This is a genomic window from Devosia sp. (genome assembly GCF_028290435.1).
In the GTDB taxonomy this organism is placed as follows: Bacteria; Pseudomonadota; Alphaproteobacteria; order Rhizobiales; family Devosiaceae; genus Devosia.
In genome coordinates this window covers 63799-77686 of sequence record NZ_JAQGJV010000061.1, presented here as the reverse complement: position 1 = coordinate 77686, position 13888 = coordinate 63799, and the positions used below count along the sequence as shown (strand labels likewise).

Sequence of the window (13888 nt, the reverse complement as noted above, 5' to 3'; positions counted from 1 at the left end):
TGGGTAAGGATAGCTTTTTGGACGATGGCAACCTTAACGGCAGGAAGCCGGGACGGACAAGACGCCGGTTAACCTGACGGGTCTAGCCTGTGCTGACGCAAGACAGAGCCCAGGGGAGGGACTGATCATGATGCAGCAGACAGCGGACGAGCACGGCGCCAAACGCCGCTACAAGGATATTCTGGCCGCCGACGAAGTGCACCGCTCGTTCGGGCGGCAAGTGGCCACCAGCGCCGGCGGATTGCTGGCGCTGCTGGGGATCGGCATTGTGGTGTTGATCGTGGTGTTGTGGAAGGCGCGTTAAACTACTTGATCCGATAGGCGTCCTTGGCCGCCTGATAACTCAGGTGCCTGGCGATGTCTTCGGCAGATGACCGCGTCAGGCGGTGATCGGCGACCCAATTGGCGAGAAAGCCGCAGACTTCGCGGCGCCAGACGTCATGGCGGGCGGGGATCGACAGCAAAGCGCGCGTGTCATCGTTGAAGCCGGCGAGGTTATAGAAGCCGGCGGTTTCCACCACCTGATCGAGATAGCGGCGAATGCCCTGCGGGCTATCGTGGAACCACCAGGGCGGGCCGATCATCAAAGACGGCCAATACCCCGCCATCGGCGCCAGCTCGCGCGCGTAGGTGGTTTCGTCGAGCACGAACATGATCAGGCGCAGGTTTGGCTCATTGCCGGCGCGGCCGAGCAGAGCGCGGAGCCCGTTGACGTAGTCGGTGGTGCCGGGAATATCGGCGCCAAGATCGGTGCCGCGTTCATTCATCAGAAGAGGATCGGTATTACGGCGCGAGCCGGCATGGATCTGCATGACCATGCCGTCCTCGACCGATAGTAGAGCCATTTCGGTCATCATCTGGGCGCGGAACAGTTCAGCATCGGCGGCGTCGTGACGGCCAGACAAGACCTTGTCGAGCAATGCCTGCTTTTCTACCAGCGGCAGGTCGGCGGTCATGGCGGTCGGCACACCGTGGTCCGTAGCGACAGCGCCGAAGCGGCGGAAATATTCGCGGCGATTGCGGTGGGCGTCGATCAGGCCGGCCCAAGTGGCGATGTTTTCGCCGGTGATTTCGCCAAACCGCTGCAGGTTTTCCACGATGGCGGCGCGGCTGGGATCAGTCACGTCATCGGGGCGATAGGTAGTGCGCACGCGGCCGATATAGCCATCGGCCAACATGGACTGATGATGCTTGAGCGGGTCGAGCGCGAATTCGGTGGTGGCGATGACCTCGACATTGGCGCGGTCCAAAATGGCGCGCGGCAAGAGGTCGGGATCGGCGAGGCGGGCGCCAATGGTGTCGAAAATGGCGTCGGCGGTGGCAGGCGTCAGTTCGGTATCGATGCCGAAGGCGAACTGCAGCGAGTGATCGATCCACAGCTTGGATGGCGTGGCGGCGAAGAGGTGATAATTGGCGGCGAACAGGTGCCAGGCGGCGCGACCATCGGCAACGGGCGTGCCGTCCTTGCGGGGCACGCCGAGATCGTCATAGCTCAGTCCCCGGCTGCGCAGCAGGCGCAGCACGTAATGATCGGGGGTGAGGAACATGCTGGCGGCATCGGAAAAGCGCTGGTTGTTGGCGAACCAGGCCGGATCGGTATGGCCATGCGGGCTGATCAGCGGCAAGTCCTTGACCGCGGGATAAAGCTCGCGGGCGATGGAGCGGGCGGGCTCGGCGGCGGGGAACAAGCGATCGGGATGCAGATGGGCTGGGAAGGTCATGGCAAAGGTGTGGCACGAACGGGCAAGCAGATCAATATCTACCATACAAGATTTGGATGTGTGGCATTTTATGTAAATTAACTGCGTTGCCGGGAAGTTATCCGCACCTCCCCGGGGTCAGACTACCTTGCCTGGGCAGGGTGAGAAACAGCCTTTCAAGGCGGCTACCCCATTCGATTGACCGGCGCATTCTGTGGCGGCACGAGGGGACAATCCGATGGCAGATATTGACGACGGTATTGCGGTGGTGCGCAGCAAGGCACGCGTGGCCAGTCATGTGCAGCGGGCACAGCTGATGGTGCTGGTGGCGGGGCTGACGGCGTTCGGCATCGTGGCGGTGGCCGGCGCGATGATGATGACGCTGTTGTAAGGACGGCCCTGCCCGGCCTACCCAGCATCCTGCAGCTTGGCTTCCAACAGCCTTTTCGCAATCCGTGCGCATTGCAGGCGGATGTCGGGAATGGCTTCGATTTCAAAGAATTTGCCGCGCGTCAGTGGGCCAGCGACCAGCAGGCGCGGCGAGGTTTTGCCGTCGGCATCGATGACGGCGCAGTCGTCGGAAACATCGAGCCCGATATGCAGCGTGTCCGGCCGGGCATGGCTGGTGGCGACGAGGTCGCGAATCACAGGATTGGAGCTGGCCGCAACATCGACACTGACGCCGCCGCAATCATAGACGCGGGCGACGTCGAGGGTTTGCAGTTCGGTCGTGCCCCGGCGGCGGATGGTGGCACGGACGCCGGAGCCATGGCGCTCGATGCCGGTGAAATTGCCGGCGATCAACTGGACCTGGCCGGTGGCGACGGCGCGGGTCATGCGCTGATGCAGGTCCGGCGGCAGGCGATGGCGGTGAATATTCCACCAAGGGCGCAGATGGCGCAGGAACTGGCGCTTGGAGTGTAGCGACCAGCTTTGCCAGAGCCGCTGGTTGTAGGGGCGGAGGCCATCGACGACCTGGCGCCAATCGCCACCCTCGGCGATGGTGGTGGCGACGAGGTCGCGGAACCAGCGCAGGAGATAATTGATATTGGTGCCGAAGGGCACGTCGGCCGCGTCGATGCTGAGCGGGGGTACGTTCTTGTGGCCCTTGGGCAGGAAGCCGTTGCGCGAGACCACCAAAATGGGCCCGCGATGCTCGGCCTGCGCCAGGGTCAGCCAGGCGTCGACCATGGACAGGCCCGAGCCCAGGATCATCACCTCGGCGTCGCGATCGAGCGGCGTATCGCGATCCGAGCCCACGGTGACAGCGAGACCACGGCCGCGTGCCGGCTGGGTTTCGTGGCCGACGGCGAGCACGGCGTGGTGGCTGATGACGCTGGTGCCATTGGCGAGAACGGTTTCGACGCCGGATTTGGTTTGCTGAACCGACAGGACCTCCTCGGCGAGGACGATCAGGCGGCCCGGATGCGACTGGCCGGCGGCGGCGAGGACATCGCCCAGATAGGCGCCATAGAGGCGGCGTGGGGCAAAGACCCAGGCGCCTTGCGGGGCCGGAAACCCCTTGGTTTGCAGCCAGCGCCAGAAATGCTCGGGATCATCGGCAAAAGCGCTCATGCCGCTGGCGGGGACATTGACCAGGTGATCGCGCGAGCGGGCCGAATAGGCGACCCCCTGCCCGAACTGGCCGCGCCGCTCGATCAGCGTGACGCGGATATCGGTATCCGGGTCTCGCAACAGGTGCGCGGCCAGCAATACGCCGCTGGCGCCGCCGCCGATAATGGTGACCGATGGACGGCCGTGTTGTGAGGCGCTCATGGTGCCCCAATAAGTGGTTTCAATGCGCGTGGAAAGCCAGCGAATAGGTGAAGCGGCGCTCTTCGGCCGAGTCTTCAGGCTGCTTGCCGGTCAGGATAAGGGCATCCTGCTCGGCGGGCGACAGCAGCTCATGGCGCGTGGGCAGTTCATCATCGCCGAAGCTGAACAGGCTGGTCTTATTGGGCGCTTCGGCATCGGTCACGCGACGGCGGTTGCCAAGCTCAAGAATTCCGAAAAAGTGAATCACTGCGAGTTCCTCCACATTGATCGTTCCAGAGCGACGGGGACCGCCCTGCATTCCTTAAGTTTCCATTACTCTATCGATCCAGTCGAGTTACGTTTGTGCGTAATGAGGGGTGTTGTTGGAAGGACATTCTAATGGGGGTGGTTATGATTGGCTCCACTCGCGTTGGAAGCTCCCCCCACCCTAGCCCTCCCCTCAAGGGGGAGGGCTAGGGTGGGGGTAACTATCGACAAGCCGAGAGCCCGGAAAGGGCTATTCCGCCGCGGCAGCCACCGGTGCCTCGATCTGACTTGCAGCATCGAGTTCGTTGGTGATCCGCTGCTGTTCCTCGATATGGGCCTTGGTGAAGCGGGCCATCAGCAGGTAGGCAACCGGGGTCAGATAAAGCGTCGAGATGGCGGCGATGGAGAGGCCGCCGACGATGACCCAGCCCAGGGCCTGGCGAGCCTCCGCCCCTGCCCCGCTGGCCAGCACCAGCGGCACGCCGCCCAGAATGGTGGCGATCATGGTCATCAGCACCGGACGCAGGCGGATATTGGCGGCTTCCTCGATCGCCTCGCGTACGCTGAAGCCGCGATCGCGCAACTGGTTGGCGAATTCGACGATCAGGATGCCGTTCTTGGCCATGATGCCGACCACCAGCACGAGGCCAATCTCGCTATAGATATTGAGACTCCCTGCGGTGAGGAACAGCGCATAGATCGAGGCCGCGATGCCGAACGGCACGGTGACCATGACGATAATGCCGCTCCAGACGCTTTCGAACTGCGCCGCCAGCACCAGGAAGATGATGACGATGGCGAAGCCAAAGGTGATCAGCAGGCCATTATTGGCCTCGCCGATGGTCTTGGCCTCGGCCAGCGGGATGATGGCGGTGCCTTCGGGCAGCAGTGGTTTGGCGAGTTCCACGGCCTGGGTATAGGCATCGCCGAGCGCCAGCCCATCGAGGCTGGCCGTAACGGTGACGGCGCGACGCTGGCCTTCGCGGCCCAGATTGGGCGAAATCGGGGCCTCGACGACGGTGGCAATGGTGGACATCGGCACGTAGCGGCCGTCGGCGGTCTTGACGAAGATGCTTTCCAGATCATGGGGGTCGTTGATCGGGCTTTTGGTCGAGACCATGCGCACGTCATAGCTGGTGTCGTTGATGAAGACATTGCCCACATCGGCGCCGTCGATCATCGCCTGCAGCGTGGTCGCAAGGCCATTGATGTCGATGCCAAGAGCGCCGGCGCGCTCACGGTCCACGGTCAGGGTGAGTTGGGGCTGGGTGGTGTCGTAATTGACGGTCACATCGCCAAAGGCCGGATTTTCCTCCAGCTTGTCGGCCACGGTTTGGGCAGTGGTGGCCAGATCGGCGTAATTGTCGCCGACCACCGCGAATTGCAGGCCGTTGCCGCCGCCGCGAATGCCCAGGCTATTGCCCTGCTGCACCGAGGCGCGAATGCCCGGCACGAGGGGTAGGATCTTGTTGATGTCGGTGACGATCTCGGCCTGGCTGCGCGCGCGCTGATCCCAGGGCGCCAGGCGCAGGCTGATGAAGCCGCCATTGCCGAAGCCGGACAGCACGAAGATGGAATTGACCTCGCCGCTCTTGACGAAGGGCTGCAGCAGGCCCTCGAGCCGCTGCATCTGCGAGCGGACGAAATCGAGGCTGACCGTGGAGGGCGCCGAAATACGCAGGTTGATCTGGGCGCGATCCTCGTTGGGCGTGATCTCCTGGCGCAGTTGGGTGAAAATGCCATAGGAGGCAGCGGCGAAGATCGCGGCGATCAGCAGGATCACCATCGGGTTGTTGAGCGCCAGATGCAGCGTGCGGCGATAAAACCCGCCGAGCTTGCGGCCGAGCCAGCCGAGCGGGCCGCCGGTGTGGTGCTTGGTATCCTCCCCCGATTTGAGCAGGCGCGAGGCCAGCATCGGCCCCAGCGTAAGGGCGACGACCGAGGAGGCCAGCACGGCGATGGCCAGGGTGAAACCAAATTCGCGGAACAGCCGGCCGGTCTGGCCTTGCAGGAACGATAGCGGCACGAAGACGGCCACGAGGGTCAGCGTGGTGGCGATGACGGCGAAGAACACTTCCTGGGTGCCCAGCACAGCGGCGGCGCGGTTGCCGACGCCCATGGAACGTCGTCGGACGATGTTTTCGAGCACGACGATGGCGTCATCGACCACGAGGCCGGTGGCGAGCACCAAGGCGAGCAGGGTCAGGATGTTGAGCGAGAAGCCCGCGAGATAGATGCCGGCGACAGCGCCCAAGAGGGCGATCGGCATGGAGAGCGCCGGGATGAGCGTGGCGCGCCAATCGAGCAGGAACAGGTAGATAATAGCTGTCACCACGATCAGCGCGACGCCGAGCGCGACCTCGACCTCATGCAGCGCGCCTTCGATGAAGACGGCGTCGTCGCTGGAAATCTTGATATCGACGCCCGGGGGCAGGATTTCGTTCAGCGTGGCGACGGCAGCCTTGATGCCGTTGGAAATCTCGATCGAATTGGACTGCGCCTGCCGCACGATGCCCAGGCCAATGCCGGGCTTGCCATCCGAGCGCAGGCCCGATGTGCTGGCGGCGGCGTCAAAGACCACAGTGGCGACATCGCCCAGGCGGGTCTTGCCCTTGATGATGAGGTTTTCGAATTCGGCGGGCGTGTTGACGTCGGCAACGGCGCGCACGGAGATGTTCTGGTTGGCGCCATTGATCGAGCCGGCGGGGGAATCGAAGGCGATGGTGGACAGGGCGGTGTGGATATCGGCAACCGTCAGTCCGAGGCTGGCCAGCTTGTCCTGGTCGACGTCGACTTCGAAGACGGTATCGCGGGTGCCGTTGACCTGCACATCGGCGACGCCGGGGACGGCGGCGAGGCGCTCCGAGATATCGTTTTCGACCAGCTTGCTGAGATCGGCGATGCTCATGGTGTCGGAGGTCACCGCAAGCTGGATCGAGGCCTGGGCATTGCTGTCGGCCTTGACGATGGTGGGGTCGTCGACGCTATCGGGCAGGTCGCGGGAGATGCGGCTGAGGGCGTCGCGCACATCGGAAGTGGCCGCATCGAGATTGGTGCCGTCGTTGAAGGCCAGCGTGACGCGGCTCTGGCCGGTCGAGGAGGTCGAGGAAATCCCCGCCACACCCTGAACGCGGGCGACGGCACCCTCGACCACGGAGGTGATTTCGCGATCGACGGTTTCGGCGGCAGCGCCGGTGAAGGTGGTGTTGATCGAGAGCACCGGCTGCTCGACGCTGGGCAGTTCGCGGATTTCGACGCCCAGAATGGCGGCGAGACCGCCGACCATGATGAGGGCATTGATAACCAAAGCCAGGACCGGACGGCGCACGAACAGCGCCGCCAGCATGCCGCCGCGTTGGTTCTGCTGCTGCTGGATGGACATGAGCGCGGCCTAACTGTTGGGCTTGGCGGGAGCGGCGGCGGCCTCAACCGGCGCCTCTTTGCCGGGCCCATCGAGCAGGGTGACCGCCGTGCCCTCGCTCAATTGCAGCACGCCTTCGGAAATGACGGCGTCGCCCGGCTTGATGTCGCCGCGCACCAGCACGCCATCGCTGTTGCGCTGGACGATCTCGGCCATGACCTTGTGGGCCTTGCCCTCCACATAGGCCCACACATAGGAGCCATCGGCCGACCACTGGATCGACAGCGGATTGACGGCGGGGAACTGTTCGCCGGCAAATTGCAGCGCGATGGTGAAGGACATGCCGGGGCGAACCGCATTGTCCTCGTTGGGAATGCGCGCCTGGATCTGCAGGGTACGGCTTTCCGGATCGATACGGTTATCCACCGCGCTGACTACCCCCGCGAAGGAGCGGCCCGGCAGGGCGATGGCCGAGGCGGTCACCGGCATGCCGACAACGACTGTCGTCGCATAGCGCTCGGGCACCCAGAAGGTGATGAGGATGGAGGAAGAATCCTCAATCGTGGTGACGGCGGTTTGCGCCGAAAGGTAATTGCCCGGCGTGACCTGCATCAAGCCGGCGGTGCCGGCGATGGGGCTGGTGATGGTGCGTTTCTGCAGCGCGACTTGCGCATTGCGCAGCTCGAGCCGCGCATTGTCGGCGGCGAGTTGGATGGTGGCGAGGGCCGAGTTGGCGACCACGTTGGATTGGGCCAGGCCCAGGTTCCGGGTCAGCGTGGCCTGGGCATCGGTATCGGCCAATGTGGCCTTGTCGAAGGCGATCTGTTCGCTTTCGGCATCGAGGCGGCCGATGATCTGGCCGGCCGTGACGTGATCGCCCGGCGCGACCAGCAAGTCTTCCAACGTGCCGCCGGCAGGCGCCGCCACTGTAACCGAGCGCACGGCATTGCCCTGCCCGATGGCCGAGAGGCTATCGTTGATGGTCGCCATCACGACGGGGCTGGTGACGACCGAGGACGTGCGGGCGCGGCCGCTAAATCCGCCACGACCACCGCCCTGCCCGCCCGGCCGGGCCCCGGGCTGCGCGCCCGGTTGCTGGCCTGGAGCGCCCGGCGTCGCACCTTGTGGCGCAACACTGGCGACCTGCGTTTCGGCGCCTTGCGCCGGCGCCGAAATCGGCAGGGTGATGCCCATGCTGGCAAGCGTCTGCTCGGCGCCGGGGACAAACAGCACCCAGCCGGCAACGGCCAGCACCAGGATAACCAGACAGATCAGCAATTGACGGATCAACGCGGGGAAATCCTTATTCCAATGGACATTGCGGCGCGCCGGGAGGGGGCCACGACGCAATCATGCCTCAAGCGCCGGGCGCTGAACATTTAATTTGCGGTAACGTTGGGGTGCGCGGCGAACTTCGCCGTGATCAGGCCAGAATATGAGCCGTGCCAACGATTTGAATGCCCACGGTCGCGCCGATCTCCAGCGGGGCCAGGCTGGGCGTTTCGATGGTGAAAATGCTCGAGGTTTCGAGCGCGAGGCTCGGAAAGCGCAGGCCCGCGCTGCTGGCGGGCAAATGCTCGATCAGCAGCCGCCAAGTCGAGCCCCGGAAGGTACGCCCGACAATGCGGCCCAGGCTGGTGGTGGATGAGGGATCGGTCTGGCTGGCCGAGGTCAGCTCCAGCTGCTCGGGGCGCAGCATGATGGTCGCGCTGCCGCGACTGCTGACCGTATCGGTGGGGACGCTGCCCAGAATGGTGTGAGCGAAGCCATCCTCAAGGCGGGCCTGCAGGATGATTGCATCGCCCAGGAACCGGGCGGTTTGTGCGTCCTTGGGCCGCAGGTAGAGATCCTGGGGCGGGCCGGCCTGGACCACGACGCCATCACGCAGCACCGCCAGATGATCGGCGAAGGACAGCGCCTCGGCCTGGTCGTGAGTGACGAGGATGGTGGTGATGCCGGCGGTGCTGAGCACGTCGCCCACCATGTCGCGCATGGCTTCGCGCAGGCCGGCGTCGAGGGCGGAGAACGGCTCGTCGAGCAGCATCAGCTTGGGCTGGCGCGCCATGGCGCGAGCGAGGGCGACACGCTGCTGCTGGCCGCCGGAAAGCTGATGCGGGCGGCGGTCGTGCATCGAGGGCGCGAGGCCCACCTGCTGCATCAGTTCGGTAATGCGGGCGTGGCGGTTGGGGCTGTTGCGGGCGATGCCGAAGCCGATATTGGCGGCCAAGGTCAAATGCGGGAACAGCGCGCCTTCCTGAGCCACATAGCCGATGCCGCGACGATGGGCAGGCACGGACATGGTGCCTTGGGCCAGCAGCGTATCGCCCAGCGCGATGCTGCCCTGGTCGGGCGATTCAAAGCCGGCGATGAGGCGCAATAGCGTGGTCTTGCCGGAGCCGGAGGGACCCACAATGGCGGTGCGGCTGCCGGCGGGCACGGTGAGATTGAGGCCGGTCACCGCGGCGGACTTGCCGTAGCGCTTGGTGACATTGTCCAGTTTGAGGAAACTCATGGCTTGGATTCTCGATCGGATTCCAGCCGGAGCAGCAGGACTAGCGGCAGGGACAGCACCACCATCAGCACCGCATAGGGCGCGGCGGCGGCAAAGTTGAGCTCGCTGGTATAGGACCAGAAGCGCATCGCCAAGGTCCTTGTGCCATTGGGCGCCAACATCAGCGTGCCGGTCAGTTCGTTGGCGATGCCGAGGGCGACAAGGGCCGCGCTGGCGGCAGCACCGGGCGCGGCAAGACGCAGGGTGGTTTTCCAGATCGCCACCAGCGGCGGCTTGCCGAGGCTGACGGCGGCGCGTTCCAGCTCGATCGGGGCCTGGGCAATGCTGGCGCGCAGGCCGACAAGCGCACGCGGCAGGAACATCAGCAGGTAGGCGAGCAATAGCGTCGCCATGGTCTGGTACAGCGGCAGGGCGACGCGGACGGTGATGGTGACCAGCGCCAGTGCGACGATAACGCCGGGCAGCGCGCCGACATAATAGTGGCAGGCCTCCAGCAACCGCTGCACCCGGCTGGGGGCCCGGATGGACAGCCAGGCGATGGGGAGCGCCGCCAGCGTGGTGATCAGTGCGCCGCCCAACGAAAGGCACGCCGTCTGCCACAGCGCCGGGCCGATGCCATCAAGCCGCCACACCCCGGCACCCCCGCTGATCAGCCAGCGCGCCAGGGTGAAAATGGGCACGCCGACGGCCAGCAGGGTCAGCGCGGCCGGCAGCAAGGCGGCAAGCCAGGTGAGGGCGCCGAGACGCCATTTTGGCGCATGGCGCGCGGCACCCGAGCCAACGCGCGCATAGCGTTCGTCGCCCCGCGCAAAGACCTCGAGCCGCAACAGCACGAGGCATAGCAGCACCAGCACGCCGCCGAGCAGATTAGCGGCCGGGCCGTTATAAACCGCCTGGAACTGGTCGACGATGGCGGTCGCGAAGGTGTCAAAGCGCATCAGCACGAACAGGCCGTATTCGGCCAGCAGGTGCAGGCCGATCAGCAGCGCGCCGCCGCAAATGGCGAGGCGCAGTTGCGGCAGGATGACGGTGACGAAAATGGCAATGGGCGTATGGCCGAGCGAGGCGGCAGTCTCTTCCAAAGTCGGATCCAGCCGGCGCAATTGCGCGGCGATCGGCAGGTAGAGGAAGGGAAAATAGGCGAGGATCGACACCATCACCGCGCCCGACAGGCCATGCAAAGTTGGCATGACGCTCGCCCAGGCATAACTGTGCACGAAAGCCGGAATGGCGAGCGGCGCCACCATCAGCCACGACCACACCCGCGCGAAGGGCAGATTGGTGCGCTCGATCAGCCAGGCGAGACTCACCGTCAGCGCAATGGCGATCGGCAGGGTCAGCGCGACCAGGATCAGCGTATTGAACAGCAGTTCGGCGACCTTGGGCCGCAGCACCAAGTCACGAACTGTATCCCAGCCGCTGGCAATGGCGATCCACACGATGAAGCCGAGCGGGATCAGGCTCAGCAGCGAAATGATGATGGCGGGGATGATCATCGGCAGATGGAGCGGCGCGTGCCGCTTCGTCTCCATCGTCTGCGCCGGTGATACTGCCAGGCTCAATGCCCCGCCTTTCAAAGACAGTGCCGCCGGAGGCTAAAACCACCGGCGGCGTTTGATCGTAAATTTCAGCCCGGCTTACAGCAAACCGGCCGCCGTCATCAACTCGGAGGCCTTGATATTGTCAAGCTGGGTGGGATCGACATGGGGCGCATCGAGATCGGCGAGCGGGGTCAGCGCGGCGTTGGACGCGGCATCGACGCCGACGGCGTATTCGAACGAAGTGCCATCGCGCAGCACGGTCTGCCCGGCAGCACCGGTGACGAACTTGAGGAACTTCAGCGCGTCTTCCTTATGCTTGCTTGAGGCCAGAACGCCGCCGCCCGAGATCGAGACGAACGCGCCCGGGTCTTGGTGCTTGAAGTAGTGCAGCGCTACATTGGCGCTGCTTTCCTTGGTGCCGGCCTGATCGCCGAACCAGTAATAATGATAGATCAGCGCGCCTTCGACTTCGCCATTATTGGCAGCCGCCATGGCGGCGCGGTTGCCGCGCACGACGACGGTATTTTCCTTCATGCCCTTGAGCCAGGCAACGGTCGCTTCTTCGCCCTTGAGCGCATAGTAAGCGGCGACGATGGCCTGGAAGTCAGCGCCTGATGGCGAGGAAGCCCAACGGCCCTTCCAGGCGGGATCGGCCAGCTCGTCCATGGTCTTGGGCAGAGTATCTTCGGTCAGCTTGCGCGTGTCGTAGGCAAACACAGTCGAACGGGCAGCGATGCCGGTCCAGTGGCCGTTTTCCGGGCGGTATTGCGCGGGAACCTGCTCGATGATGTCGGCTGGCAGGGGCTCGAACAGGCCGGCATTGTCGACCAGCACCATGGCGGGCGAATTTTCGGTGAGGAACACGTCGGCGGGCGAATTGGCGCCTTCCTGGATCAGCTGGTTGCCAACCTCGAGGTCGCTGCCCTGGCGGATGGTCACCGCAATGCCGGTTTCCTTGGTGAAGGCATCGGCCCATTCCTGCGCCAGCGATTCATGCTGGGCATTATAGACGGTGATGCCAGCATCCTGCGCGAAAGCCGAAACGGAGAGGGCGGCGAACGCCACGCCAACGGCCAGACCCTTGGCCAGTGCTGCGAAAGTTGTTTTCAATTTTGCCTCCTGAGGCGTCCCGACGCAGGACGTGCGGGCAGGTAATAAAATATGAATACTCAAGTCAACTTAGATCATCGGAACGTGAACGGGAAGATCATGTTTAACCCGGCGTGGGGATCAGGGAGCGACCTTGTCATGGGTGGCGAAGCGTTCGACCATGGTGGCGCTGGCGGCGTTGAGGCCGGCGACTTCCATGATCTTGCCGCGGGCACGGCCCTTAAGCACGATGCGATCCAGCGCGCCGACTGCGGAAATATCCCAGAAATGGGCGGCGCCGACATCGATGACGATGCGTTCGACCGGCTCGATCAGGTCCACGGCCTCTGTGAAGGTAGCAGCCGAGGCGAAGAACACCTGGCCCTCCACCGCATAGGTTCGCGTCAGCCCATCGGGCGACAGGGTCGAGGTGACCCGGCTCAACCGCGACACTTTGCCCGCGAAGAAAACGCCGGACAACAACACGCCGACCAGCACGCCCTTGGCGAGGTCGGATGTCACGACGACCGTGGCCACCGTCGCCAGCATGACAATAGAGGACTGCCACGGATTGACGCGCAGCTTGATCACCGATTGCCAGGAGAAAGTGTTGATCGACACCATGATCATCACCGCCGTCAGCGCGGCGACCGGCACGATGGCCAGCAAGCCTTGCAATGATACCAAGAGGATCAGGAGGAACACCCCGGCCACCAGACTCGACAGCCGCCCGCGCCCGCCCGAGGTGACATTGATGATCGACTGGCCGATCATGGCGCAGCCGCCCATGCCGCCGAACACGGCGGAGGCCATATTAGCCACCCCCTGCCCCATGCTTTCGCGGTTCTTGTTACTGGGCGTATCGGTCAGGTCATCGACGATCTGCGCCGTCAACAGCGATTCCAGCAGCCCCACCGCCGCCAGGGTCAGCGATACCGGTAGCAGAATTTGCAGGGTCTCCAAGGTCCAAGGCACATCCGGCAGGCCAAGGCTGGGCAGCGTCGACGGCAATTCGCCAAGATCGGCAACGGTGCGCACATCGAAATGAAAGAAGAAGGCGACCATGGTCAGCACGGCGATGGCGACCAGCGGGGACGGGATCACCTTGGTGAAGCGCGGCAGGATGTAGATGATCGCCAGACCCACGGCGATCAGCCCATAGGTCGCGGGCGGCACATTGAGCAATTGCGGCAATTGCGCGAGGAAAATCAGGATGGCCAGCGCGTTGACGAAGCCCGTCATCACCGATTGCGAGACGAACCGCATCAACCGCCCCAGCTTGAGCAGCCCGGCGATGATCTGGATCACGCCCATCAGGATGGTGGCGGCAAACAGATACTGAATGCCGTGGTCACGCACGAGGCCCGTCATCAGCACCGCCGTCGATGCGGTAGCCGCCGAAATCATCGCCGGGCGACCGCCGGTAAACGCGATCACGCAGGCGATGACCACCGAGGCGTAGAGCCCGACCTTGGGATCGACACCGGCGATCACCGAAAAGCCGATGGCTTCGGGAATGAGAGCCAGCGCAACGACGATGCCGGACAGCACATCGGCACGAATATTGCCGAACCAGTCACGCCGGATGGAGGACATAGTGATCATGATGGAGAGAATTCCGCAGAGACCCGTCGCGAATTGGCAGTACGGGCGATGCGTTGTC

11 protein-coding genes and 1 other annotated feature (1 of these 12 cut by a window edge) are annotated in these 13888 nt (G+C 64.2%); of the genes, 2 read left to right on the top strand and 9 right to left on the bottom strand.

Going from position 1 to position 13888, the window contains the following annotated elements:
* Positions 1-127: 127 nt before the first annotated feature.
* Positions 128-304: a hypothetical protein gene (locus tag JWP26_RS13775; RefSeq protein WP_299728618.1), complete on the top strand. Its 177-nt coding sequence runs from the start codon at positions 128-130 to the stop codon at positions 302-304.
* Between the two features lies 1 nt (position 305).
* Here the strand turns inward: JWP26_RS13775 and uxaC are convergent, their stop codons facing one another.
* Positions 306-1721, bottom strand: coding sequence for a glucuronate isomerase (uxaC, locus tag JWP26_RS13770; RefSeq protein WP_299728678.1), 1416 nt, complete (start codon positions 1719-1721; stop codon positions 306-308).
* Between the two features lie 217 nt (positions 1722-1938).
* Here uxaC and JWP26_RS13765 point away from each other — a divergent pair, with 217 nt between their 5' ends.
* Complete coding sequence (locus JWP26_RS13765; protein WP_299728615.1) at positions 1939-2091, top strand: hypothetical protein; 153 nt, start codon at positions 1939-1941, stop codon at positions 2089-2091.
* A gap of 17 nt (positions 2092-2108) precedes the next feature.
* Here JWP26_RS13765 and JWP26_RS13760 read toward each other — a convergent pair whose 3' ends face one another.
* From JWP26_RS13760 to JWP26_RS13725, 8 genes are all read right to left on the bottom strand, one after another.
* Positions 2109-3476, bottom strand: a complete 1368-nt coding sequence (locus tag JWP26_RS13760) for an FAD/NAD(P)-binding protein (RefSeq protein WP_299728612.1) — start codon at positions 3474-3476, stop codon at positions 2109-2111.
* Positions 3477-3495: 19 nt separating this feature from the next.
* A complete protein-coding gene (locus tag JWP26_RS13755) occupies positions 3496-3723 on the bottom strand; it encodes a hypothetical protein (protein ID WP_299728609.1) in 228 nt (75 codons plus the stop codon).
* Positions 3724-3972: 249 nt separating this feature from the next.
* A complete protein-coding gene (locus tag JWP26_RS13750) occupies positions 3973-7104 on the bottom strand; it encodes an efflux RND transporter permease subunit (RefSeq protein WP_299728606.1) in 3132 nt (1043 codons plus the stop codon).
* Between the two features lie 9 nt (positions 7105-7113).
* Positions 7114-8373: an efflux RND transporter periplasmic adaptor subunit gene (locus JWP26_RS13745; RefSeq protein ID WP_299728604.1), complete on the bottom strand. Its 1260-nt coding sequence runs from the start codon at positions 8371-8373 to the stop codon at positions 7114-7116.
* Between the two features lie 133 nt (positions 8374-8506).
* Positions 8507-9595 carry an ABC transporter ATP-binding protein gene (locus JWP26_RS13740; RefSeq protein WP_299728601.1) on the bottom strand — a complete coding sequence of 363 codons (1089 nt, stop codon included), beginning with the start codon at positions 9593-9595 and terminating at the stop codon, positions 8507-8509.
* Positions 9592-11127 carry an iron ABC transporter permease gene (locus tag JWP26_RS13735; RefSeq protein WP_299728598.1) on the bottom strand — a complete coding sequence of 512 codons (1536 nt, stop codon included), beginning with the start codon at positions 11125-11127 and terminating at the stop codon, positions 9592-9594. The genes JWP26_RS13740 and JWP26_RS13735 overlap by 4 nt, the downstream gene beginning before the upstream one ends.
* 105 nt (positions 11128-11232) lie before the next feature.
* The gene (locus JWP26_RS13730) at positions 11233-12246 is read right to left on the bottom strand and encodes an iron ABC transporter substrate-binding protein (protein ID WP_299728595.1); all 1014 of its coding nucleotides are present in this window, start codon (positions 12244-12246) and stop codon (positions 11233-11235) included.
* Positions 12247-12366: 120 nt separating this feature from the next.
* Positions 12367-13830: a SulP family inorganic anion transporter gene (locus JWP26_RS13725; RefSeq protein WP_299728592.1), complete on the bottom strand. Its 1464-nt coding sequence runs from the start codon at positions 13828-13830 to the stop codon at positions 12367-12369.
* Between the two features lie 51 nt (positions 13831-13881).
* Positions 13882-13888 (bottom strand) — a sequence feature (sul1 is cis-regulatory element that is thought to sense ions involved in sulfur or methionine metabolism; They are found in Alphaproteobacteria) (it continues 49 nt past the right edge of the window).

Excerpts from the sequence above, each read along its gene's own strand:
- JWP26_RS13775 (WP_299728618.1), top strand. The coding sequence starts at position 128 with ATGATGCAGCAGACAGCGGACGAGCACGGCGCCAAACGCCGCTACAAG.
- uxaC (WP_299728678.1), bottom strand. The coding sequence starts at position 1,721 with ATGACCTTCCCAGCCCATCTGCATCCCGATCGCTTGTTCCCCGCCGCC.
- JWP26_RS13765 (WP_299728615.1), top strand. The coding sequence starts at position 1,939 with ATGGCAGATATTGACGACGGTATTGCGGTGGTGCGCAGCAAGGCACGC.
- JWP26_RS13760 (WP_299728612.1), bottom strand. The coding sequence starts at position 3,476 with ATGAGCGCCTCACAACACGGCCGTCCATCGGTCACCATTATCGGCGGC.
- JWP26_RS13750 (WP_299728606.1), bottom strand. The coding sequence starts at position 7,104 with ATGTCCATCCAGCAGCAGCAGAACCAACGCGGCGGCATGCTGGCGGCG.
- JWP26_RS13740 (WP_299728601.1), bottom strand. The coding sequence starts at position 9,595 with ATGAGTTTCCTCAAACTGGACAATGTCACCAAGCGCTACGGCAAGTCC.
- JWP26_RS13735 (WP_299728598.1), bottom strand. The coding sequence starts at position 11,127 with ATGGAGACGAAGCGGCACGCGCCGCTCCATCTGCCGATGATCATCCCC.
- JWP26_RS13725 (WP_299728592.1), bottom strand. The coding sequence starts at position 13,830 with ATGATCACTATGTCCTCCATCCGGCGTGACTGGTTCGGCAATATTCGT.